At 71.6% G+C, this 20,748-nt stretch carries 22 protein-coding genes; 4 read left to right on the plus strand and 18 right to left on the minus strand.

The window, feature by feature from the left end; genetic code table 11:
- Positions 1 to 121: 121 nt before the first annotated feature.
- Together ACH4TL_RS03560 and ACH4TL_RS03565 are read right to left on the minus strand one after the other, a co-directional pair.
- On the minus strand, positions 122 to 883 hold the full coding sequence (locus ACH4TL_RS03560) for an isoprenyl transferase (RefSeq protein ID WP_398313692.1): 762 nt from the start codon (positions 881 to 883) through the stop codon (positions 122 to 124).
- A gap of 359 nt (positions 884 to 1,242) precedes the next feature.
- Positions 1,243 to 1,989, minus strand: a complete 747-nt coding sequence (locus tag ACH4TL_RS03565) for a prepilin peptidase (RefSeq protein WP_398312797.1) — start codon at positions 1,987 to 1,989, stop codon at positions 1,243 to 1,245.
- A gap of 106 nt (positions 1,990 to 2,095) precedes the next feature.
- Here ACH4TL_RS03565 and ACH4TL_RS03570 point away from each other — a divergent pair, with 106 nt between their 5' ends.
- Both ACH4TL_RS03570 and ACH4TL_RS03575 read left to right on the plus strand, forming a co-directional pair.
- A complete protein-coding gene (locus ACH4TL_RS03570; protein WP_398313690.1) occupies positions 2,096 to 2,485 on the plus strand; it encodes a DUF192 domain-containing protein in 390 nt (129 codons plus the stop codon).
- 54 nt (positions 2,486 to 2,539) lie between these two features.
- Entirely contained in the window at positions 2,540 to 2,950 is a 411-nt protein-coding gene (locus ACH4TL_RS03575) for a cold shock domain-containing protein (RefSeq protein WP_398312794.1), read from the plus strand.
- A gap of 2 nt (positions 2,951 to 2,952) precedes the next feature.
- On the opposite strand, the gene ACH4TL_RS03580 is transcribed toward ACH4TL_RS03575, so the two are convergent.
- From ACH4TL_RS03580 to ACH4TL_RS03640, 13 genes are all read right to left on the minus strand, one after another.
- A complete protein-coding gene (locus ACH4TL_RS03580) occupies positions 2,953 to 3,441 on the minus strand; it encodes a universal stress protein (protein WP_398312791.1) in 489 nt (162 codons plus the stop codon).
- 7 nt (positions 3,442 to 3,448) lie between these two features.
- Positions 3,449 to 4,741, minus strand: a complete 1,293-nt coding sequence (locus ACH4TL_RS03585) for an SLC13 family permease (RefSeq protein ID WP_398312788.1) — start codon at positions 4,739 to 4,741, stop codon at positions 3,449 to 3,451.
- A 304-nt stretch (positions 4,742 to 5,045) separates the two neighbouring features.
- The gene (locus ACH4TL_RS03590) at positions 5,046 to 5,678 is read right to left on the minus strand and encodes an OmpA family protein (RefSeq protein ID WP_398312785.1); all 633 of its coding nucleotides are present in this window, start codon (positions 5,676 to 5,678) and stop codon (positions 5,046 to 5,048) included.
- 8 nt (positions 5,679 to 5,686) lie between these two features.
- Positions 5,687 to 6,271, minus strand: coding sequence for a hypothetical protein (locus ACH4TL_RS03595; protein ID WP_398312782.1), 585 nt, complete (start codon positions 6,269 to 6,271; stop codon positions 5,687 to 5,689).
- A 36-nt stretch (positions 6,272 to 6,307) separates the two neighbouring features.
- The gene (locus tag ACH4TL_RS03600) at positions 6,308 to 6,997 is read right to left on the minus strand and encodes a pilus assembly protein TadG-related protein (RefSeq protein WP_398312779.1); all 690 of its coding nucleotides are present in this window, start codon (positions 6,995 to 6,997) and stop codon (positions 6,308 to 6,310) included.
- An 8-nt stretch (positions 6,998 to 7,005) separates the two neighbouring features.
- A complete protein-coding gene (locus ACH4TL_RS03605) occupies positions 7,006 to 7,170 on the minus strand; it encodes a hypothetical protein (RefSeq protein ID WP_398312777.1) in 165 nt (54 codons plus the stop codon).
- 271 nt (positions 7,171 to 7,441) lie between these two features.
- Positions 7,442 to 8,335, minus strand: coding sequence for a DUF5936 domain-containing protein (locus ACH4TL_RS03610; protein WP_398312774.1), 894 nt, complete (start codon positions 8,333 to 8,335; stop codon positions 7,442 to 7,444).
- Positions 8,336 to 8,350: 15 nt separating this feature from the next.
- Positions 8,351 to 9,289, minus strand: coding sequence for a type II secretion system F family protein (locus ACH4TL_RS03615; RefSeq protein WP_398312771.1), 939 nt, complete (start codon positions 9,287 to 9,289; stop codon positions 8,351 to 8,353).
- Between the two features lie 4 nt (positions 9,290 to 9,293).
- The gene (locus tag ACH4TL_RS03620) at positions 9,294 to 10,667 is read right to left on the minus strand and encodes a CpaF family protein (protein ID WP_398312769.1); all 1,374 of its coding nucleotides are present in this window, start codon (positions 10,665 to 10,667) and stop codon (positions 9,294 to 9,296) included.
- The gene (locus ACH4TL_RS03625) at positions 10,664 to 11,071 is read right to left on the minus strand and encodes a TadE/TadG family type IV pilus assembly protein (protein WP_398312766.1); all 408 of its coding nucleotides are present in this window, start codon (positions 11,069 to 11,071) and stop codon (positions 10,664 to 10,666) included. The genes ACH4TL_RS03620 and ACH4TL_RS03625 overlap by 4 nt, the downstream gene beginning before the upstream one ends.
- Before the next feature lie 14 nt (positions 11,072 to 11,085).
- Positions 11,086 to 12,837 (minus strand): CpaE family protein, encoded by a 1,752-nt coding sequence (locus ACH4TL_RS03630; RefSeq protein WP_398312763.1) that lies wholly within the window; start codon positions 12,835 to 12,837, stop codon positions 11,086 to 11,088.
- Between the two features lie 25 nt (positions 12,838 to 12,862).
- Positions 12,863 to 13,567, minus strand: coding sequence for a Flp pilus assembly protein CpaB (cpaB, locus tag ACH4TL_RS03635; protein WP_398312760.1), 705 nt, complete (start codon positions 13,565 to 13,567; stop codon positions 12,863 to 12,865).
- A 27-nt stretch (positions 13,568 to 13,594) separates the two neighbouring features.
- Positions 13,595 to 14,497, minus strand: coding sequence for a hypothetical protein (locus ACH4TL_RS03640; RefSeq protein WP_398312757.1), 903 nt, complete (start codon positions 14,495 to 14,497; stop codon positions 13,595 to 13,597).
- A 344-nt stretch (positions 14,498 to 14,841) separates the two neighbouring features.
- On the opposite strand from ACH4TL_RS03640, the gene ACH4TL_RS03645 reads away from it, so the two are divergent.
- Complete coding sequence (locus tag ACH4TL_RS03645) at positions 14,842 to 15,846, plus strand: chitinase (RefSeq protein WP_398312754.1); 1,005 nt, start codon at positions 14,842 to 14,844, stop codon at positions 15,844 to 15,846.
- Between the two features lie 36 nt (positions 15,847 to 15,882).
- Here the strand turns inward: ACH4TL_RS03645 and ACH4TL_RS03650 are convergent, their stop codons facing one another.
- Positions 15,883 to 16,620, minus strand: coding sequence for a hypothetical protein (locus tag ACH4TL_RS03650; protein ID WP_398312751.1), 738 nt, complete (start codon positions 16,618 to 16,620; stop codon positions 15,883 to 15,885).
- 132 nt (positions 16,621 to 16,752) lie between these two features.
- On the minus strand, positions 16,753 to 17,598 hold the full coding sequence (locus ACH4TL_RS03655; protein ID WP_398312747.1) for a serine protease: 846 nt from the start codon (positions 17,596 to 17,598) through the stop codon (positions 16,753 to 16,755).
- Between the two features lie 126 nt (positions 17,599 to 17,724).
- On the opposite strand from ACH4TL_RS03655, the gene ACH4TL_RS03660 reads away from it, so the two are divergent.
- Positions 17,725 to 19,095 (plus strand): M14 family metallopeptidase, encoded by a 1,371-nt coding sequence (locus ACH4TL_RS03660; protein ID WP_398312744.1) that lies wholly within the window; start codon positions 17,725 to 17,727, stop codon positions 19,093 to 19,095.
- Between the two features lie 67 nt (positions 19,096 to 19,162).
- Here ACH4TL_RS03660 and ACH4TL_RS03665 read toward each other — a convergent pair whose 3' ends face one another.
- On the minus strand, positions 19,163 to 20,635 hold the full coding sequence (locus ACH4TL_RS03665; protein ID WP_398312741.1) for a GntP family permease: 1,473 nt from the start codon (positions 20,633 to 20,635) through the stop codon (positions 19,163 to 19,165).
- Positions 20,636 to 20,748 lie beyond the last annotated feature (113 nt).

Consider the following 20,748-nt stretch of genomic DNA (forward strand, 5'->3'; position numbering starts at 1 on the left):
GCAACGGCATATGACGGCCCGTACATGAACGTTGTGGAACGGGCGTGCTACACGACGGCCGGGGCCGGACGTGGTGTCACGTCCGGCCCCGGCCGGTGAACTGCTTTGTGCGATAAGGGGATCAGCTGCCGTAACGGCGGTGCCGTGCCGCGTAGTCACGCAGCGCGCGAAGGAAGTCGACCTTGCGGAAGGCGGGCCAGAAAACTTCGCAGAAGTAGTACTCCGAATGGGCACTCTGCCAGAGCATGAAGCCCGACAGCCGCTGCTCGCCGCTGGTACGGATCACCAGGTCCGGATCGGGCTGGCCACGGGTGTACAGGTGTTCGGCGATGAGGTCGATGTCGACGACCTCGGCCAGCTCCTCGAAGGACGTGCCCTTGGAGGCGTGGTCGAGCAGCAGCGAGCGCACCGCGTCGGCGATCTCCTGGCGTCCGCCGTAGCCCACGGCGACGTTGACCAGTATCCCGTCGATGTGCTCCGTGTCCCGCTCGGCCTCCTTGAGGACCGTCTGGGTGCGGGAGGGCAGCAGGTCCCGGTTCCCGACGTGGTGCACCCGCCAGCGGCCGTCGGCCGCCAGGTCGCGCACGGCGCCCTCGATGATGGTCAGGAGCGGCTTCAGCTCCTCCTCGGGGCGGTCCAGGTTGTCGGTGGAGAGCATCCAGAGCGTCACGACCTCGACGTCCGTCTCGCTGCACCAGCCCAGCATCTCCCGGATCTTGCTGGCGCCCGCCTGGTGACCCTGCTCGGTGGTGCCGCCTGAGGCGCGGGCCCAGCGGCGGTTGCCGTCGAGGATGACCCCGATGTGCTTGGGCACCTGGTCGTGGTCGAGGCGGCCCTCCACCCGGCGCGCGTAGAGCCCGTACACCAGGTCGCGCAGTTTCACGTCTTCCAGCCCCTCAGTGCTTTGCATGGCTCGCCATGGCTGTCCGCCCCAAGGGCAGCACCCTACTGCGGGGCGGCGGGGGTGGCTAACCGAGCCGGTCGGACGGGGTATCGAGACACCGCACGGATGTCCGGGCGCCGTGACGGACCCTTTCCGTCGTCACGTTGGGTGACGGTTCGTGCGGGCTGGGTGCCGCCCGCGCGCCGCGAGGACCTGCGAACAACCCCGTAATAGAGCGGGCCGGTCCGTGGGGGGGAGTACGGACCGGCCCGAGGGGGGGTTTCCACCATAACCCTTCGTGAGCGGTTGTCCATGCATCGGCGGGGTGAGGATGCGCGCGGCGTCGTCGCCGTGGAGCGTCATCCCGTGCCGAGCGCCCCCAGTACCAGTCCCGCTCCCGCGCCGAGGATCATGAACGGGCCGAACGCCAGGGGCGTTCCGCGGCCCGCCCGGCGCGCCAGGACCAGCGCCATCGCGTACAGCGACCCCAGCAGCACCCCGGCGAACCCGCCCCAGAACAGCACCGCCCAGCCGTACCAGCCGAGGGCCACGCCCAGGGGCAGCGCCAGCTTGACGTCGCCCAGGCCCATGCCGCGCGGGCTGATCAGGAACAGCACCAGATACGCCCCGCCCAGCACCACCCCGCCCAGCAGCGCCCGCGGCCAGGACCCGGCGCTGTGCGGCAGCAGCGCCGCCACGCCGAGCAGCGCCGCCGCGGCGCCCGCCATCGGCAGGGTCAGCACGTCCGGCAGCCGGTTCACCGCCCGGTCCACCCCGGCCAGCAGCACCGCGGGCGGGGCGAGCAGCAGCCACACCGCCAGTTCGGGACGCGCCCCGGCGGCCGCCGACAGCGCCGCGCACACCAGCGCGGTGAGCAGGGCGGGCAGCGCCGGGCCCGGGCCGTACCGCCCGTCGCCGTCCTCGCAGCGCGGACAGCGGGCGGGGCCCAGCCAGCCGCGGGCCGGGCCGGTGAGCGCGTGCCCGCGCGGGCAGTCCGCGCGCCACGGCTCCCCGGACTCGACGGCCAGCCGGTACAGCGGGCGCGGCACCAGCAGCCCGGCGGCGGCGCCGTACGCGGCGGCGAGGACGATCAGCAGCGGTTGCACGGCCCGAGCCTACGGAAGCGGCGGGCCCGGCGGACCCACCTGGAAGCCCATCGGTGGAACACTCATCTGGGGGGGTGGACGACGGGCGATGAAGGGGACGACGCGCATGGGCCGCTGGCGGGACGGCACCGGAACGCTCCGCGTCCTACGGGATGTTCCGCTCGACGTGCCGCTGGAGATCGCCGCCTCCTACCGCGCCCGGGCCCGCGGGCTGCTCGGCCGGGACGGGCTGACCGGCGCGATCCTGCTGACCCCCGCGAGCGGGGTGCACACCTTCCGGATGCGCTTCGCCATCGACGTCGCGTATCTCGACCGGCGGCTGACCGTGCTCGCCGTCACCACCCTGCGCCCCGGGCGGCTCGGGCTGCCGCGGCCGCGGGCGCGCCACGTCCTGGAGGCCGAGGCGGGCGCGATGGAGCACTGGGGCCTGCGGCGGGGGGCCCAGGTCGCGGTCCACCCCGGCCCTACTTCGGCTCCACCGCCTTATGTACGCTGAGCTCGGTGTTCGATGAGGTACATGAGGTAGAGGTACAGGGGTAGGGGTGGCACGTTGACGATCACGGGCAAGATTCTGCGGTTCGACGAGTTTCGCGGTTACGGCTTCATCGCCCCGGACGACGGCGGCGAGGACGTGTTCATGCACGCGAACGACCTCCTGGACGAGAAGCACCTGTTCCAGCCCGGTTCGAAGGTGCGGTTCGTCCCCGAGTACGGCGACAAGGGCCCCAAGGCGTCCGAGGTCCGCATCCTGGAGCGCACCGCGCCTCCGGTCGTCCGCTCCTCCCCCGCACCGGACTCCGGCGACGACACCATGTGCGACGTGCTCTCCGTGGCCGAGTTCCGGCAGGAGCTGACGGAGACGCTGGTCGACATGGGCGGCAGCCTCACCGCCGACCAGATCAAGCAGGTGCGGCGGCGCGTCATCGAGCTGGCCCAGGCGCACAACTGGATCGAGTCCTGACCTCAGGGTGGCGGTGGCGGCAGCGACTCGATACCGGGCGCGGCCGCGGGCCACACCAGTAGGACGGCGCAGGGCGCGTGGTCCACGACGAAGCGCGCCGCGGGCCCCAGACTGTGCGGCCCCAGCCGGTCGCGGTCCCCGTCGCGGGCGCAGATGAGCAGGTCCGCTCCGTCCGCCTCGCGCACCACCTCGTGTTCGACCCGGCCGTGCCGGTGCAGCCCCCGCACGGGCCGGTGCAGCCGCTCGGCGGCGGCGTCCAGCAGCTCGGACGCGGCGGTCTCCGCCAGCTCCTCCATCCGGTCGCCCGGATCCCGTCCGGGGCGGCCCCGGCCCAGCAGCCCCGCGAACGCGCCGTGCGCGGCGCCCGCCACGTGGTCGTCGGTGACGTACAGCAGGCGGACCTCGGCGTCCGCGTCGGCCGACAGATGGTCGCGGGCGGCGTCCACGGCGGACTGCCAGGTGCCCTCGGTGATCCAGACGAGCACGATCATGAGTCCCTCACAGCGTCGCCAGCATGGCCCATAGCGCCACCGTCGCCGCCACCAGCGTGGTCGGCACGGTGAGCAGCCCGAGGCGGGTGAACTCGCCCAGCCCGGAGTCGGCGTCCGCCCCGTGGTGGCGGACGATACGCCGCCACAGCAGCGTGGCCAAGGAGCCGACGTAGGTCAGGTTGGGGCCCAGGTTGACCCCGATCAGCACGGCCAGGACCGGGCCCGGGCCGCCTTCGGCGGCGATCGGCAGCAGCGCCAGCGTGGCGGGCAGGTTGTTGACGAGGTTCGCCAGCACCGCGGCGACGGCCGCGATGGCGAGCAGGGTGGGCAGGCCGGTGCCGACCGGCAGCACCCGGGACAGCGCCGCCTCCAGGCCGTTGTCCAGGACCGCCTGTACGACGACGCCCAGGGCGAGCACGAACAGGCAGAACAGCGGGCCCGCCGCGCCCACCACGCCCCGTACGGTCGTCGTCCGCCGCGCCACCGCCCGCACCGCGAGCACCAGCGCCCCCGCGCCCGCGGCCCACGCGGGCTCCAGCCCGAGCAGCGACGTCACCACGAATCCGGCCAGGGTCAGCCCCAGCACGGTCAGCGCGAACACCGGCACCCGCGGCCACTCGGCGGGCGGCGGCTTCGTCGTCCCGGCGGCCAGGTCCGCGGCGAAGAAGCGGCGGAAGACGACGAATTCGATGGCGATGGACACCAGCCAGGCCGGGGCCATCACCAGGGCGAACCGGGTGAACGACAGTCCGCTGGCCTCCAGCGCGAGGAGGTTGGTGAGGTTGGACACCGGCAGCAGCAGCGACGCGGAGTTCGCCAGATGGGTGCAGGCGTAGACGTGGGGGCGGGAGCGGGCGCCGAGCCGGGTCGCGGTCGCGAACACCACGGGGGTGAGCAGGACGACCGTCGCGTCCAGGCTCAGTACGGCGGTGACCGCCGCGGCCACCGCGAACACCCCGCCCAGCAGCCGGTCCGTGCTGCCCCGGCAGGCTCGTGCCACGGCCTGCCCGGCGGCCTCGAACACGCCCTCGTCCGCGCACAGCTGTGCCAGCAGCAGCACGGCCGCCAGGAACCCCACGACGGGCAGCAGGCTCCGCGTCTCCGCCCACGCCGCGGTCGGCGTCACGGCCCCGGCCCCCACCACGACCGCGGCCGCGGGCACCGCCGCGACGGCCTCGGGCCAGCCGCGCGGGCGGGCGACGGCGAACGCCAGTACGGCGAGGAGGAGGACGACGGAGAGGATCTCGGCGACGGTGGTATTCAGGGGGACTCCCGCGCGGGGTGGGGCAACGGGCTCCATGATGCGGCACGGCTCCGCGACGGTCCTTCCCCCACCCCGCCCCTCCCCGAACCGGGGGCAAGCCCCCGGCCCCCGCCGGGGCTCCGCCCCTGGACCCCGGGTGGGGGCTCCGCCCCCCACACCCCCGCTCCTCAAACGCCGGAGGGGCTGGGTGGTACCGCCCGGAGGGGCTGGATGTGTGACCTGGTTGTGGGCAATCGTTCCGCAGAGGGGGCACCTCCCAGCGGTAGCTGGGGGAGGAACGGGTGGGCACAACCCACCCACCGGCCCGCCCCCGGCGACGAACCCCCAAGACGCCAGACCGCTACGCGCCGCGCGGGAAACTGACCTCCACGCGGCGGTTCTTCTTGCGGCCCTCCTCCGTCGCGTTGTCCGCGATCGGATACTGCTCGCCGTAGCCGCGGATCTGGTACGAGACCGACGGGTCCAGGTGGTCCGCGAGACGCTGCTGCACCGCGTTGGCCCGCTCGCGGGACAGGGTGAGGCCGTGCCCGGCGGAGCCCAGGTTGTCGGTGAAGCCGAAGACCCGGACGCTCTTGGCGTTCTGCCGCTTCGCCTCATCGGCGATCTCTTGGATCCGAGCGTTGGCCTCGCTGCCGAGCTTCGAACTGTCCTTGCCGAACAGCACCTCGGCCTGGAGGGCGAAGCTCACCTTGGTGTTGGTGTCCTCGCGCCGCTCGTCGCCGTCGTCCGTCTCAACGACGGACTTGATGTCCAGGACCCGCCCGGCCGCGAGCTTGGCGCCCTCGGGCATCCGCAGGTCGGGGTCATCGGCGTCGATCTTGAGGGGCGGCCGGGTGTCGGCGGGGGCGCCGGGGCCGCTGTCGGCGTGGGCTGCCGGAGCGGTGAGCGTAGGGGTGGTGAGGACGAGGGCGAGGGCGGCCAGGGCCGGGCCGTACCGTACGGCATGGCGGGCAGGCGTACGTGTCGACGTCATGGCGGGGCTCATCCCGAGAGCTTGATGCTGACGGACGGCATGGTCGGGAGCTGGAAGTCGACCTCCGTGACGCTCTTGGGCGGGGCCGGGAACTGTGCGAACACCGGCCGACTCTCGTTGGGCTTGACTTGGTACAGCTGCGTCGTGCACAGACACTGTCCATCGGTATCGCGGAGTACCAGGTAGCGCTTCTTACCCACTTCGTCGACGAGGGACGCACCCGCCAGCGACGAGCGTGACTTGACCAGTTCCACCTCCGTCGAGCGCCAGTCCGCGTTGAAGATCTCGCTCCCGCGATTGCTCACCGTCCCGCTCACGGTGACGAATCCGCCACTGTCACGTTTCGCGGAGTGGATCGTGACGACGATGCCCTTCGGCCCCTTCATCTCGCCGATGACCTTTTTGGAGTCCCCTGCGGGCTCCGTCTCCCCCTGCCCGTCGTCGGTCTTGACCGCGGGTGACTTCTGTGGGGAGCCGTTTCCCTTCTCACCGTCATCGCCGCTGCCGCACCCGGCCACGGCGAGGGCCAAGGCCGCTCCGAGCGCCGCCGCGGCCGCCCCCCTCCGGGCCTTCGTCGTGTGCCGAATGCTCATCGCTCGCTGTCCTTTGCTCGTCTACTCGTCGGTCGCTCAGTCGGCAAGGTGCACGGAGAACAGGTCCTTGACGTCCGGGAAGAGCTCCGGGTGCTCCGGGTCGATGGTCACGTCCCTGCCGTCGCACATCAGGGACACGGCAGGCTTCTCGTCCCCGCCGCCGTTCCCGCCACCGCCACCGTTCCCGCCGCCGCCGTCCTCGTCGCCCGTCGGAGTCGGCAGCGGGGTGGCCGTCGGCTCGCCGGGCGGCTGGAGCGTACAGCGCGGACCTATGACCGCCTTGGCCGTCGCTTTCCCGTACTGCCCCTCCGTACCGGGAATGACGGTCTTGCCCACCGGCTGCTGCGTCCTGACCCACACGGTGAAGGAGCTGGGCAGATAGCCCGGCACGCACTCGGCACCGGTGAGGTCCGCGTCGTTCTGCTGCGCGAACCACTGCGCCTGCGCGCACGCGTCGCCCGCGCCGATGCCCCGCCCGTTCAGCAGGTCGTCCAGCGCGCTGCCGTCCGCGACGGCCTTCAGCAGCGCCGTGCCCAGCTGGTCGCGGTAGTCCTGGGCGGCGGCGAGGGCGGCCGCGTCGGCGGCGGTCTGTCCGCCGTTGCGGGTGGCCCCGGCCTGGCCGACCGCGAAGAAGGCGAGGGCGAGGAAGAGCAGGGCCGCGACCGCGGTGATGTAGATCGGAAAGGCCTGCCCGGTGTCGCTGTTGCGGTATCCGCGAGCCTTCACGCGCTCACTCAGATGCCGACGACCTGAGAGATCTTGTCGGAGATCGCATTTGCGATCATGCCGCCGAAGTCGGTCGTCGCCAGCACCAGGACGATGGCGACCACCACGGCGATGATCCCCAGGTACTCGATCGAGGTCTGCCCCCGGTCGTTCCCCATTACGCGCTTCCCCATCGTGTTCCCCTCCATGGGCGGCCGTCCCACTGTGGTCCGGCGACTCAACCCCCGTGGTGTCGCTGGCGACACGAGCAAAGTACGCCGAAACAGTTGCCTCGGAACAGTGTCCCAGGGGGCATTGCCTTCCCGATACACGGTGTTCGAACCCGGTGCGTGGGGGTCCGCTGCCGCGGCCCATCCGTCTCACCCCCTCCCGCCGCTGAGGAGTTCCGCCGACGACTGTCCCACATCTGATTGCGATCGCGAAGCATAATCGCCCAAATGGCCGTCAATCTCCCGTGACCGAGCCGAAGTCCGTGCCGGAGCCGATGAAGAACCCCGCCACGAGCAGCACCATCGTCCCCGGCACCATGAAGGTGGTGATCACCATGGTCGCCTTGGGGACGGCACGCGCGGCGCGGCGGCGGGCGTTCTGGGCGTCCGTACGGCGCATGTCGTTCGCGATGGCGATCAGCGTCTCGACAATCGGAGCGCCCAATTCCTCGCCCTGCTGAAGCGCCGTCACGAACTGGGCGACCTGTTCGGAGTCGTTCCGCTTCCGCAATTCTTCGAACGCCTGCCGTCGGCTGACCCCCATGTCCATTTGCCGGAGTGTGATGCGAAGTTCATCGGCCCAGGGGCCCTCGTACTTCTCCGACACCCGGTCCAGCGCCTGCCGGAAGCCGAGACCGGCGCTCACCACGACCGCCAGGACGTCCAGGAAGTCGGGCAGGGTCCGGTCGATCGCGTCCTTCCGCTCCCGTACCGCCGCCCAGATGCCGACCTCGATCCAGAACAGCCCGAACACGACCAGCAGCGCGGCCAGCAGCAGCTGCCCCTTCGCCAGCATGACCAGCGCGCCACCGAAGCCGAGGATGCCGTACACCGCGCGGCGGGCCGCGTACCGGTCGACCGTCAGCCCGCCCGGATGGCCCGCCAGATCGATGCGGCGGCGCACCCGGGCCACCCGCTTGTCGCCCATCATCCGCAGCACCAGTGGGGCGTAGCGCATGCCGAGCCGGTCGACGGCCGAGCCGACCGCGTTCGTACGGGTCGCGCCGACCTCCAGCGCGACCGCGAGGTCGCTCGGCAGCTTGGCCTCGCTGCGGTAGAGCGCGACGCCGTACGCGACCCCCGCCACCGAGAGCCCGGCCACCAGCGCCAGCAGCACTCCGAAACCCATGCCCGCTCCCCTCGGTCAGACGTCGATCTTCGACATGCGGCGGATGAGGAAGAAGCCGATCCCGTACAGGACGAACGCCCCGATCACGGCGGCCTGCCCCCAGATGGACGCGGTCATGCGGTCCAGCGAGCCCGGCGAGATCCGGTTCATCAGCAGCAGCGTGCCGATGCCCATCAGCGGCACCACGTACGCGGTGACGGTCACCTGGGAGAGCTGGGTGCGGACCTCGCGGCGGGTCTCCTTCCGCTCCTCCAGCGTGTGGGTGAGGTTGCGCAGCGAGCTGACCACGGTGCCGCCCGCGCGGTTGGACAGCACCAGCGTGGTGACCAGCACCACCAGCTCCCGGGACGGCAGCCGCTCGGCCAGCTCGCCGAGCGCGTCGTCCACCGAGTGGCCCACCGCCAGCTTGGCGGAGACCTTGGACAGCTCCTCGCCCGCCGGGGCCTCCATCTCGTCCGCCGCCATGCTCAGCGCGGTACGCAGCGCCAGCCCGGCCTGGGTGGCGTTGGCCAGGATGCGGGACAGCTCGGGCAGCTGGTTGATGAACCGTTCGATGCGCTTCTGCCGCTGCCAGCCCAGGTACCCGAACGCCGACCAGACGGCGATGACGGCCGCGATCGGGCCGAAGAACGACGCCAGCAGCGACGCCGCCAGCACCCACAACGCGGCCGCCGCCGCGGCGGTGTAGACGAAGAACTCGCCGGGGGTGACGTCCAGCCCGGTCGCCGCCAGCCGCAGTTCGAGACGGCGCCCCAGGGAGGTGGTGCGCAGCCGCCGGTCCACCCGGGCGAAGCGGCGCGACCGCCCTGACGGTTCCACCGCGCCCGACTCCGACAGCCGGTCGATCAGGGCGCGCTGGCGGTCCGTACCGCGGGCGTAGGTGTGCACCCCGGCGACGCCCAGCGCGCCGCACACCAGCGTCGCGCCGACCGTCAGCATGGCGAGCCGGTCCATGCGGCTACCTCCCGTCCCGCGCGCCGTACGCGCCCGTGTCGTACGCGGCGCCCCGCGTGGTCAGCTGCGCCGGGAAGGCGGCCACCCCGTAGGCGGGCGGCACCGCCTCACCGGCCAGCCGCAGCCGCTCCGCGACCCGCTCCGGGAGCGGGAAGCAGGAGAACCGCCCGTGCACGATCCGGTCGGCGCCCATGGGCTGGGCGTCGAAGCGGCTCACGGTGGCGATGCGGTACTCCTCGTGGCCGTGGCTGTCGAGGAGCGCGATCTCGCTGATCTTGCGGGAGCCGTCGGCGTTGCGGACGAGCTGGACGATGCAGTCCACGGCGCTGTTGATCTGGTCGCGCAGCGCCTCGTACGGGATGGCCACGTCGGACATCGAGGCGAGCGTCTGGAGCCGCATCAGCGCGTCCTCGGCGCTGTTGGCGTGGACGGTGGCGAGCGAGCCGTCGTGTCCCGTGGACATGGCCTGGAGCATGTCGAGGGTCTCGCCGCCGCGCACCTCGCCGACGATGATGCGGTCGGGGCGCATGCGCAGCGAGTTGCGGACCAGGTCGCGGATGGTGATCCGGCCCTTGCCCTCGACATTGGGCGGCCGGGACTCCAGCCGGATGACATGGGTCTGCTGGAGCTGGAGTTCGGCGGCGTCCTCGACGGTGATGATCCGCTCGCCGTCCGGGATCAGCCCGGAGAGGGCGTTGAGCAGCGTGGTCTTTCCGGAGCCGGTCGGTCCGGAGACGACGACGTTGAACTTGGCCCGCACCAGCGCCGCCAGCAGCATCAGCATCTGCTCGTCCAGGGTGCCCATGCCGATCAGCTCGCTGAGGGTGTAGGCGCGCGGGAAGCGGCGGATGGTGAGGGTGGCGCCGGTGAGCGCCAGCGGCGGGATGATCACGTTGACCCGCTCCCCGGACGGGAGACGGGCGTCGACCATCGGATTCGACTCGTCCACCCGCCTGTTGACGGTGGAGACGATGCGCTCGATGGTCTGCATCAGCTGCTCTTCGGACGCGAACCGGACGGGCACCAGCTCGACCCGGCCCGCCCGCTCCACGAAGATCTGGTCCGGCCCGTTGACCATGATCTCGGTGATGGAGGCGTCCTCCAGCAGCGGTTCGAGCACGCCGAGCCCCAGCGCCTCGTCCACCACCCGGCGGATGAGCTGGGAGCGTTCGCCGGTGGACAGCACCGGGCCCTCGCGGCTGATGATGTGGCCGAGGACGCGCTCAAGACGGGTCCGGCGCTCGGCGGCGGCCAGCGAGGACATCTCGGCGAGGTCGATCTCCTCCAGCAGCTTGGCGCGGTAGACGGCGACGAGATGCCCGTCCTGGCGGCCCTCCGCCGGCCCCTCGGGCGTGTTGATGCGGGCCCGCAGGCTCATGGCCGCCCTCCCGCCGCCTGGAGCTGTCCGTCGTCGCACGGCATGGTGGCGCTCCTCTCCGCGCTGCCGAAGCTGTCGATGCCGGGGAAGACCGAGGGGATCTTCACGGTCGCGGTCGCGTGCGCCTCGTCGCCACCGCAGTCGCCGCCGCTGATGTCCGTCTCGTCGGCCAGCCAGCCGCTGACCGCCGCCACTCCGGCGGCGGCCGGGCTGGTGCCGGGTTCGTCCTGCGAGCCCGTACGCGCCGCCGCCCGGGCCGCCGTGCCCGCCTGCTGGACGGCGTACGCGGCGACCCCCAGCTGGACGGCGGCCAGCGCGACGAGGATCAGGATCGGCAGGAAGCCCAGGAACTCGATCGACGCCTGGCCCCTGTCGCGCACCGGATGCCCGGTCCGACGGATCATCGCTGTACGCCCCCTCACTGCCCCGCGCCCGCCACGGTCTCCGACTCGTCCGACGCACCCGCCGAACCGGTCACCGTCCACGGGAAGTCGGCGGCACCGGGGAACAGGATCGGGACGTTCAGCTGCACCGTCGACTTGTACACCGCGCCGTCGCCCGCGCCGGGGCAGTCGATGTCGGCGCTCCACGAACCGGGGATGTCCTCCTGGGCCGCGGCCTGGCAGGCGGCGGCGCCCCCGGCCGCACCCGCCCTGGCTCCCTTGTCGGCCGCGTTGCCCGCGAGCGAGTACGTGTAGCCGACGAGCACGACCTGCCAGATCACCGCGAGCACGATGAGCGCCAGCGGCAGCACGCCGATGAACTCCACCGTGACCTGACCGCGGTCGCCGCCGCCCCGCTTGCGCAGGAAGCGGCCGGTGGCGGACGGCGGGATCTCGTTCAGCGCGTCCGTCCCCGGGCCCGCGTCGCCGCCGTCACCGTCGTCGGCCTGCCCCGCCCCTATGGCACGGCGGCGCCGCATCCCGGGCAGCGAGCGGTCGCCGCCCTGGGGGTCCCGGTGGGGGGCGCGGCGGCCGGGCGGGGGTGCGCCCTGCGCGGGGCCCGCCAGGCCCAGTTCCCCGGCGAGCCCCCACAGCGCCTGCTTGACGGCGGACTTGGCGTCCAGGTCCTGCATGCGGCCGGAGTCGACGGCGGGCTGGAGCTCCTTGAACCCGGCCGGGATCGCGGTGCGCGCCACCGCCGTACCCGTGGCGCGCGCGACCAGCTGCGGCTGGATCTCGGCGCTGCGGGTGTGCCGGTTGACGACCGTCACGGTCTCCTCGGCCTTGCGGATCTGGAGCCGGTCCCACAGCCGCACCATCCGCTTGGCGGCCCGCACCGCGACCACGTCCGGGGTGGTCACCAGCAGCGCGGTGTCGGCCTGTTCGACGATGGCGGCGCCCGCCGAGGTCATCTGCGTACCGCAGTCGACGACCACCAGCTCGAACCGGGTCCGCAGCGCGCCGACCACCTGCCGGGCCGCCCGGTCGGTGACCTCCTCGCCGCGTTCGCCCTCGCCCGGCGCGAGCAGCAGCCCGAGCCCGGTGTGATGGGTGAAGACCGCGTCCTGGAGGACCCGCGGCGAGATGTCGGTGATCTGGGCCAGGTCGGCGATGGAACGCCGGAACTGGACGTCGAGGTAGGAGGCCACGTCGCCGGACTGGAGGTCCAGGTCGACCAGGGCGACGGTACGGCCCGCCGCCCGCGCGGCGAGCGCGAGCTGGACGGCGGTCACCGTCGTACCGACCCCGCCCTTGGCGCCCGCGACGGCGACCAGCGTGCCGCCGGGCCCTGTGGCGGCCACCTCGCCGCCGCCCCCGAGGTGGCGGCGTACGCCGGTGGCCCACTGGGCGGCGGCCTGGACGCGGGCCGCCAACTCGTCGTACGACAGCGGTATCCCGGCGATGCCGCGCGCGCCCGCGTCCATGGCGGCCGAGTACAGGGCAGGACCCGCGTCGCCGGTGACCAGCACCACGCCCACCGCGGGGAAGCGCAGCGCGACCTCGCGGATCAGCTCCAGGGCGGGCGACGGGCCGATCCGCTCATGGACGAGGACGACCTCCGGCAGCTCCTCCAGCGAGGCGGCGGCCAGCGCGGCGAGCGTGTCCAGCAGCCGGGTCGAGTCGCCCACCGGCGCCGACGGTTCGACGCCGGGCAGCTGGCCGAGCAGCCCGCCGATGGCGCGGGCCGCGTCGGCGTCGCCGACGGCCGGGAGGATCCTGATGGTCACCGCGGCACCTCCTCACTCTTCTCCGTCATTTGTCGCCGTCGAGGGTGTAGGTGCGGTCGCGCGGCGCGACGGGGGCGTCCGCGCCGGGGCCGATCAGGGCGAGCCGTACGTGCTCGGCGAAGGACTCGGCGTACGCGACGCGCTGCGCGTCCTTGGTGTCGAGCGCGAAGGTGATCGGCACGGCCTGGTCGACGCGGCGCTGGTCGTCCTCGTCCGGCTTCAGCGCGGACAGCTTGCCGACGTCGATGACCTCCGCGTCGTCGACGATCAGCTTGGAGACCGACGCCTCGCCCTGCGCCTTGCCCTCGAAGGTGGCGAAGATGTTGACCTTCGCACCGGGGGTGATCTTGCCCGCGACGCCCGTCGCGGCGTCGATCATGATGGCGATCTCCTGCTGCCCGGCCTTGAGCGCCGGGCGGTTGGCGATCATGTCGGTCTGGAGCAGCGATCCCCGGGCGAGCTTGGTCGCCGCTATCCTGCCGCGCACCTCGGAGAGATCGGTGACGGCCGTGGAGGGCACCCAGCGCTCGGGCATCGACACCTTCTCGAAGTCCCCCGGGCCCAGGGCCTGGTAGGCGTCGACGTCCCCCTTCAGCTTGTACGCGGTCGTCTCCGGGCCGACCTTGGACTCCACGTCGTTGACGACGGAGAGCACTCCGGCGAACGCGCCACCGGCGCAGAGGACCGACAGGACCAGCAGGATGACTCCGCGGCGCTGGCGAGAATTCATGGACGGACAACCTCGTGAGTGGGACGTTTACCGGCTGGTCAGGGCGGGACGCTCGGCGGACTGGGTCAGGGCGGGGATCTCATCGCCGCGCGGCACCGGACAGGAGCAGAAGGCGCAGCGGTCCCCGATGAGTTCGAAGCCGCACCAGTGGCACTCCTCTCTCCTTACGGACGCCACGAGCTGGTAGAGCACGGAGAGGTCCGGGATGGCCGCCGCGAACTCGATCAGCTTCGCGGTGCCCCACCAGCGCGCCGACTCGGCGGGCAGCGGCACCTCCTGGACGTCCCCGACGCCCCAGGAGGGCGCCAGTGCCCCGCTGACCCAGTCGTCGCGCGGGGCCGTCCCATGGCCGTGGCTGGTGAGCTGGCCGCGCGCGAGGGTCATATGGGTGGCGTACGCGGGCCCGGGCAGCGCCTCGCCCCCGCCCACCTTGATCAGCTGCGGCTCGGGATGCGCGAGCACCCCGAACTGGGCGCCCGGCAGCCACGACTTGACGTGCGAGGTGAGGCTCACCGCCACCCGGTCCAGCTTGGCGACGCTGCCGAGCAGCGCGCCCGCGTGCACGTAGTGCGCCAGCAGCCGGGCGGAACAGGCCAGCACGCCGGGGCTGAAGTCGGAGACGGAAAGCTGGCGCAGCTGACGGGCGATGACGGCGACGGCCAGCGGCGGCAGTTCGAGCGGGCACAGCGCCATCCGGTCGCTCTCCAGGACGGAGCGCACGGTGTGCAGCCTGCGGACGAAGGGCGGCGGGGTGGCGGCGGGGTACAGCGCCACCAGATAGCCCTGGGAGTCGAGGAGCGCCCCCACCTCGGCGAGCGCGTCGTCCAGCGACTGCTCCTCCGGCGGCCGGAGCACTACGGCCGACGGGGTCTGCCCGTCGGGCGGTGGGAGCACCAGCTCACGGCTGGTGACTGCTATCGCGGTGGGCACGTCGGCTACCCCGTCTCACGTCGTCGCCGAGCGGCGGCGGCCGCAGGTCGTGAACTGCCCCTGGCTGGTGCATCGTCACTTTATCCACGAAAGCCGCGTGAGAGAACAGTTCCTCAGAGTTACACCCTCCTGGTCTGTGCGCGGGCCCTGTGCGGGTGACGCCTCCCCGGCCGGGGCCTCGGGACACACCTCCCGACCAGGCCATATGCCCGAGCGGCCGGTCAATCATGCGCCATGCACTTGACAACAGCATTGGTCTGGACCACCTTGGTCGCACGCCTCAGGGGCCCCTGGACGCGCACAGGCACCACCTCCCTTTCATCCCCCCACGCTCGGAGGCTGTCGTGGCACGCGCTCACATCAGGAACAGGTTGCTCGGAGCCGCGGCGGTCGCCGCGCTCGCCGCCGGAGGACTCATATCCACCGGCACCGGTCATGCGGCCGGCGGCCCCGCCGGGGCCGCCGCCGCGGTCCCGAAGCACGCCGTCACCGGCTACTGGCAGAACTTCGACAACGGCGCGACCGTGCAGAAGCTGCGCGACGTCCCGGACGACTACGACATCATCGCCGTCGCCTTCGCGGACGCGACCGGCGCACCGGGCGCCGTCGACTTCCGCCTCGACCCCGCCCTCGGCTACGGCAGCGAGCAGGAGTTCAAGGACGACATCAAGGCCAAGCAGGCGGCGGGCAAGTCCGTCATCGTCTCCGTCGGCGGCCAGAACGGCGCGGTCTCGGTCGCCGACGACGCCTCGGCGGACGCCTTCGCCTCCTCGATCACCGGCGTGATGGACAAGTACGGCTTCGACGGCGTCGACATCGACCTCGAAAACGGCCTCAACGCGACCTATATGACCAAGGCGCTGAAGGCCGTCCACGCCAAGAAGAGCGATGTCGTGGTGACCATGGCACCGCAGACGATCGACATGCAGTCGCCGTCCACCGAGTACTTCAAGACGGCGCTGGGCATCAAGGACTTCCTGACCGTCGTCAACATGCAGTACTACAACAGCGGTTCGATGAACGGCTGCGACGGCAAGACGTACGCCCAGGGCTCGGTCGACTTCCTCACCTCCCTCGCCTGCGTCCAGCTGGAGAACGGCCTCGACCCGTCCCAGGTCGGCATCGGCGTCCCGGCCTCGACCAGCGGCGCGGGCTCCGGCTACGTCGAACCGGCCGTCGTGAACGCCGCCCTGGACTGCCTCACCAAGGGCACCGGCTGCGGCAGCTTCAAGCCCGACAAGACCTACCCGGGCCTGCGCGGCGCGATGACCTGGTCCACCAACTGGGACGCGGCGAGCGGCAACGCCTGGTCGAAGGCGGTCGGCCCCAGGGTCCACGGCCTGCCGTAGCCATCACAAGGGCCTGAGCTACGGCAGGGCCCTGAGCTACGGCAGGGTCCTGAGCCAGCGGACGATCGACGCCGTCGCGGCGACGTTCGAACCGAGGTGGCGGGAGTTCTGGTGGTCGACGGGACCGACGTCGACCACCGGGACCTCCGCCCGGCCGCGTTCCAGCCCCGCCCGGCAGTACGCGGTGTTCTCCACCGCCGCCTGCTCGTCCCCGACCGCCAGGTACAGCCGCGTCGGCGCCTTCGGCGCCCAGCCGTCGCACACGCCACTGGCGGTCCGCAGCGCCGCGGCGAACTCCCCGGTCGGCTGGTCGAGCAACCGCATGCCCTCGTCGGTGAGCAGGTCGTCCAGCTTCTCCGGAGTGCCCTCCATGAAGCCGTGCCGCTGCATGGACGGCGCGTCACTCTTGTGGCTGCCGGTGCCATGGGCGAAGGACACCGCGCGCAGCCTGCCCTCCTTCCCGCGCGGCAGGACGAGCAGCCCGCTCGCCCGGGTGGGACGGCCGTGCGGGTCGACGGTCCGGTAGTCCAGCCGGTACGCGTCGACGCCGTAGCGGACCGCACCGGCGTCGAATCCGCCGGCGCGCAGCTCGGCGGCGACATCGCCCGGGTCGGCCAGCGAGTACAGGGGGTCTGCGGACACCAGCGCGCCCCGGCCGTGCGCGGGCTGCGCCTGTGAGGTGGCCGCCGCGGCCGGGACCGCCGCGGCTGCGGGGAGCAGGAGCAGCACGGCACAGGCGGCTGCCACGTACGGCGCACTGCGCGGTCTTCGCATGAGGACCCTCATTTCTGACGTCGTGACGAGAGTCTTCAGCTTGGTGCGAGTGGTCCGGGGGCACACTGGCGCCCGCCCCCGGACCGTGGTGGGGGTTAGCCCCCTGTCCCTACTTCATGGCAGTCATGACGGTCACGGCTTGGGCAGCGCGCATCCGGACAGGCTCAGGTCGATCTTGTTTCCGGTGGTCACGCACTTGGTGATCCCGTACGTCTGCTGGGCGTAGTTGATGCCCTTGCGGACCGTCACCGCCCCGCTCTCGTCGACCTCGCACGGGTTGTTGAGGGTGCACCGGGCCCCGTCCTCGTTGCCCGTGTTGTTCACGGCCAGGACCGTGCCGGTCGCGCTGTCGACCACGGGCGAACCGGACGTTCCGCCAATCGTGTTACAGGCGGAGGTGTAACGGACCGAGTCCTTCCAGGTCCAGTCGCCTTCCTTAAGACGATATGCGAATCCGTCGATATTGCAGGAGTAGATCTTCTTCCAGTAGCCGGAGACCACCTTGATGCTGGTGCCCTGGGCCGGGCGGCTGTCGGACAGTTGCAGGGCCTTGATGCCGTACCGCTGCTGTATCTGCGCGTACGTCGAGGTCAGCTGGTACAGCGAGACGTCGGTGTCGGTCATGGTCGCGTACGCGACCTTGCTCGCCCGTACCGTGCCCGCGCTTCCGCCGGAGCTGTTCAGCAGGGTGAAGCTGCGGCTCGACGCCTGGTCGACGATCACCTCGCCCGCGTCCGGGAAGCCGGTCTCCAGGCAGTGCCCGTTGGAGAGGACGAGCGCGGGGTCGGTGTCGGCGGACTTCGCGGTCCTTACGACCGAGCCGGAGCAGTTGCTCAGCGCGACCGTTCCGGCGAAGTCGACCGCCTGCGCGGCCTTGGCGTGGGAGGAGGCGGCGGCCGCGGGGGCGGCGCCGGCGCCCACGAGGGTCGCGCCGCCCAGTAAGAGGGCCGAGAGCGCGCCGACGAGAGGTCTGTTCACAGGGGGGTTCCTTCCCTCGATGAGAAGTTCCTTCGGCTTCGACCATTTCCCTCCCTTGACCGTGTCATGCGCATGGCCGAACACTGGCGCAGCAGTCGCTCGCCTCTTCACCCCACAGGAGTAGTTATGCGACTTCGCACGCGCGGCAGACGGGTCACCGCCCTCGCCGCCCTGTTGTCCCTCGCCCTCGCCGCCCCGATCGCGGCCCAGGCCGACGATCCGGCCCCGGGGCGTGCCACCTCGGCCGATGCGGCGGCCGGCCCGGCGGCCCGGGCGGCCGCCGCCGATGAGAACGTGCGCCAATACGAGGTCGCGGGCCCGGCCACGGCCGCCCAGCGCTCAGCCGTCGCCGCGACCGGCGTCTCCATCGACGAGACGGACGCCCGCTCCGTCGTCGTCACAGCCGACTCCGCGCAGGTCAAGCGGTTGCGCGCGCTCGGCTACCGACTCACCGCACTGCCCGGTCCCGGCGACCGCCGCGCGGGCCGGGCCGCCACGCCGTTCGACTTTCCCTCGGCCGACGCGAAGTACCACAACTACGCCGAGATGAATGCCGACATCGACGCGGTCGTAGCCAAGTACCCCACCCTCGTCAGCAAGCGCGTCATTGGAAAGTCGTACGAGGGCCGGAACATCGTCGCGCTGAAGATCAGCGACAACGTGGCCACGGACGAGGCCGAGCCCGAGGTGCTGTTCACCCATCACCAGCACGCGCGCGAGCACCTGACCGTGGAGATGGCACTGTATCTGCTGCACCAGCTGACCGACGGCTACGGCACCGACTCCCGCATCACCAAGATCGTCGACAGCCGCGAGATCTGGATCGTCCCGGACCTCAACCCGGACGGCGGCGAGTACGACATCGCCACCGGCTCGTACCGCAGCTGGCGCAAGAACCGCCAGCCCAACTCCGGCTCCTCCTCCGTCGGCACCGACCTCAACCGCAACTGGGACTACAAGTGGGGCTGCTGCGGCGGCTCCTCCGGCTCCGCGGGCTCCGAGACCTACCGCGGCGCGAAGGCCGAGTCCGCCCCCGAGGTCAAGGTCGTCGCGGACTTCGCCCGCAGCCGGGTCGTCGGCGGCAAGCAGCAGCTCAAGGCCGCCATCGACTTCCACACGTACAGCGAGCTGGTGCTGTGGCCGTACGGCTGGACCTACAACGACACCGCGACCGGCATGACCCAGGACGACCACGACGCGTACGCCGCGATCGGCAAGAAGATGGCCGCGAGCAACGGCTACACCCCCGAGCAGTCGAGCGATCTCTACATCACCGACGGCACGATCGACGACTGGCTGTGGGGCAGCCAGAAGGTGTTCGCGTACACGTTCGAGATGTACCCCTCGTCCAGCGGAGCGGGCGGCTTCTACCCGCCCGACGAGGTGATCGACCGCGAGACGAGCCGCAACAAGGACGCGGTGCTCCAGCTGCTGGAGAACGCGGACTGCATGTACCGGTCGATCGGCAAGGAGGCGCAGTACTGCGCGACGGCCTGACCTGACCGGACCTGACCGGGAGCCCCGGGGCGCGTACGCACAGGCGCGCCCCGGGGCGTACCCGTCGCTAGACCACCAGGCTCAGCAGGCCCGCCACCACGAAGCCCGCCACCGACAGCACCGACTCCAGGACGGTCCACGACTTCAGGGTGTCCCGCTCGGAGATGCCGAAGTACTTCGCCACCATCCAGAAGCCGCCGTCATTGAGGTGCGAGGCGAAGATCGAGCCCGCCGAGATGGCCATGATGACCAGCGCCAGATGGGCCTGTGAGTAGTCGCCCGACGCCAGCATCGGGGCGACGATGCCCGTGGTGGTGACGATGGCGACCGTCGCCGAGCCCTGGGCGACCCGCAGCACCAGGGAGATCAGGTAGGACAGCAGGATGACCGGCAGGCCCGCGCTGTCGAACGAGTCCGCGAGGGCCTGGGCGACCCCGCTGCCCTTGAGCACGGCGCCGAAGACGCCGCCCGCGCCGACGATCAGCAGCAGGTTGCCGACGGGCTTGAGGGAGGTGGTGGAGACGGTCTCCAGCGACTTGCGGGACCAGCCGCGCCGGATGCCCAGCAGGTAGTACGCCAGCAGCAGGGAGATCGTCAGCGCCACGAAGGGGTGGCCGAAGAATTCGATGACCGAGCGGACGGTGCTCGGATCCAGCGCGATGGAGGAGAAGGTCGCGCAGAGGATGAGGATCAGTGGCGTGCCGATGATGGCGAGGACCGTGGACACCGCGACCGGCTCCTCGGACGGTGCCGCGCCGGCGGCCCGGCGCTCGGCGTCGACCGCCTCCCGAGCCTCCTCCGCCGCCTCGATCATGTCCTGCGGTACGGGGACGAAGATGCGGTTGCCGATCCAGGCGGCGTACGCCCAGGCGGCGAGCACGGAGGGGATGCCGACCAGGACGCCCATCAGGATGACCCAGCCCAGGTCGACATGGAGCAGTCCGGCGGCGGCGACCGGGCCGGGGTGCGGGGGCAGGAAGGCGTGGGTCATCGAGAGCCCGGCCAGCAGCGGCATCGCGTACAGCACGATCGACTTGCCGCTGCGCTTCGTCGCCGCGTAGACGATCGGCGCCAGGACGAAGATGCCGACGTCGAAGAAGACGGGTATGCCGAAGATCAGGCCGGTGAGTCCCATCGCGAGCGGCGCCCGCTTCTCCCCGAACATGCCCAGGAGGCGGGAGCTGAGTGCCTCGGCGCCGCCGGAGACCTCCAGGATCGCGCCGAGCATGGTGCCCAGGCCCATGATGATGGCGACGTGGCCGAGGATGCCGCCCATGCCGGTTTCGATCAGCGAGACGGCGTCGGACTTCTGGACGGTGCCGAAGAGTTCGGTGACCGAGAGCCCGGCGGCCAGGCCGACGGCTATGGAGACGCCGAGCAGCGCCACGAAGGGCTGCAGCCGGACCTTGATGATCAGGTAGAGGAGAAGCGCGATGCCGAGGGCGGCGACGGTCAGCAGACCGGCGGTGCCGGGGATGATCGCGAGCAGGCCACCGGTGTGGGGTGGCGTCTCGGGAGCGGGAGCGGCCGCGAGGAGCATGAGGGACTCCGGAAAGTGGGTAGGGCGTATCGCCGCACGGCGGAGGGCCGCGCGCGGGGGATGTGCTCTGGGTGCGGGTGATCAGGGGTCTGGTCCCGGCGACGTCGAACGGC

The organism is Streptomyces sp. NPDC021115, assembly GCF_044333065.1.
GTDB lineage: Bacteria > Actinomycetota > Actinomycetes > Streptomycetales > Streptomycetaceae > Streptomyces.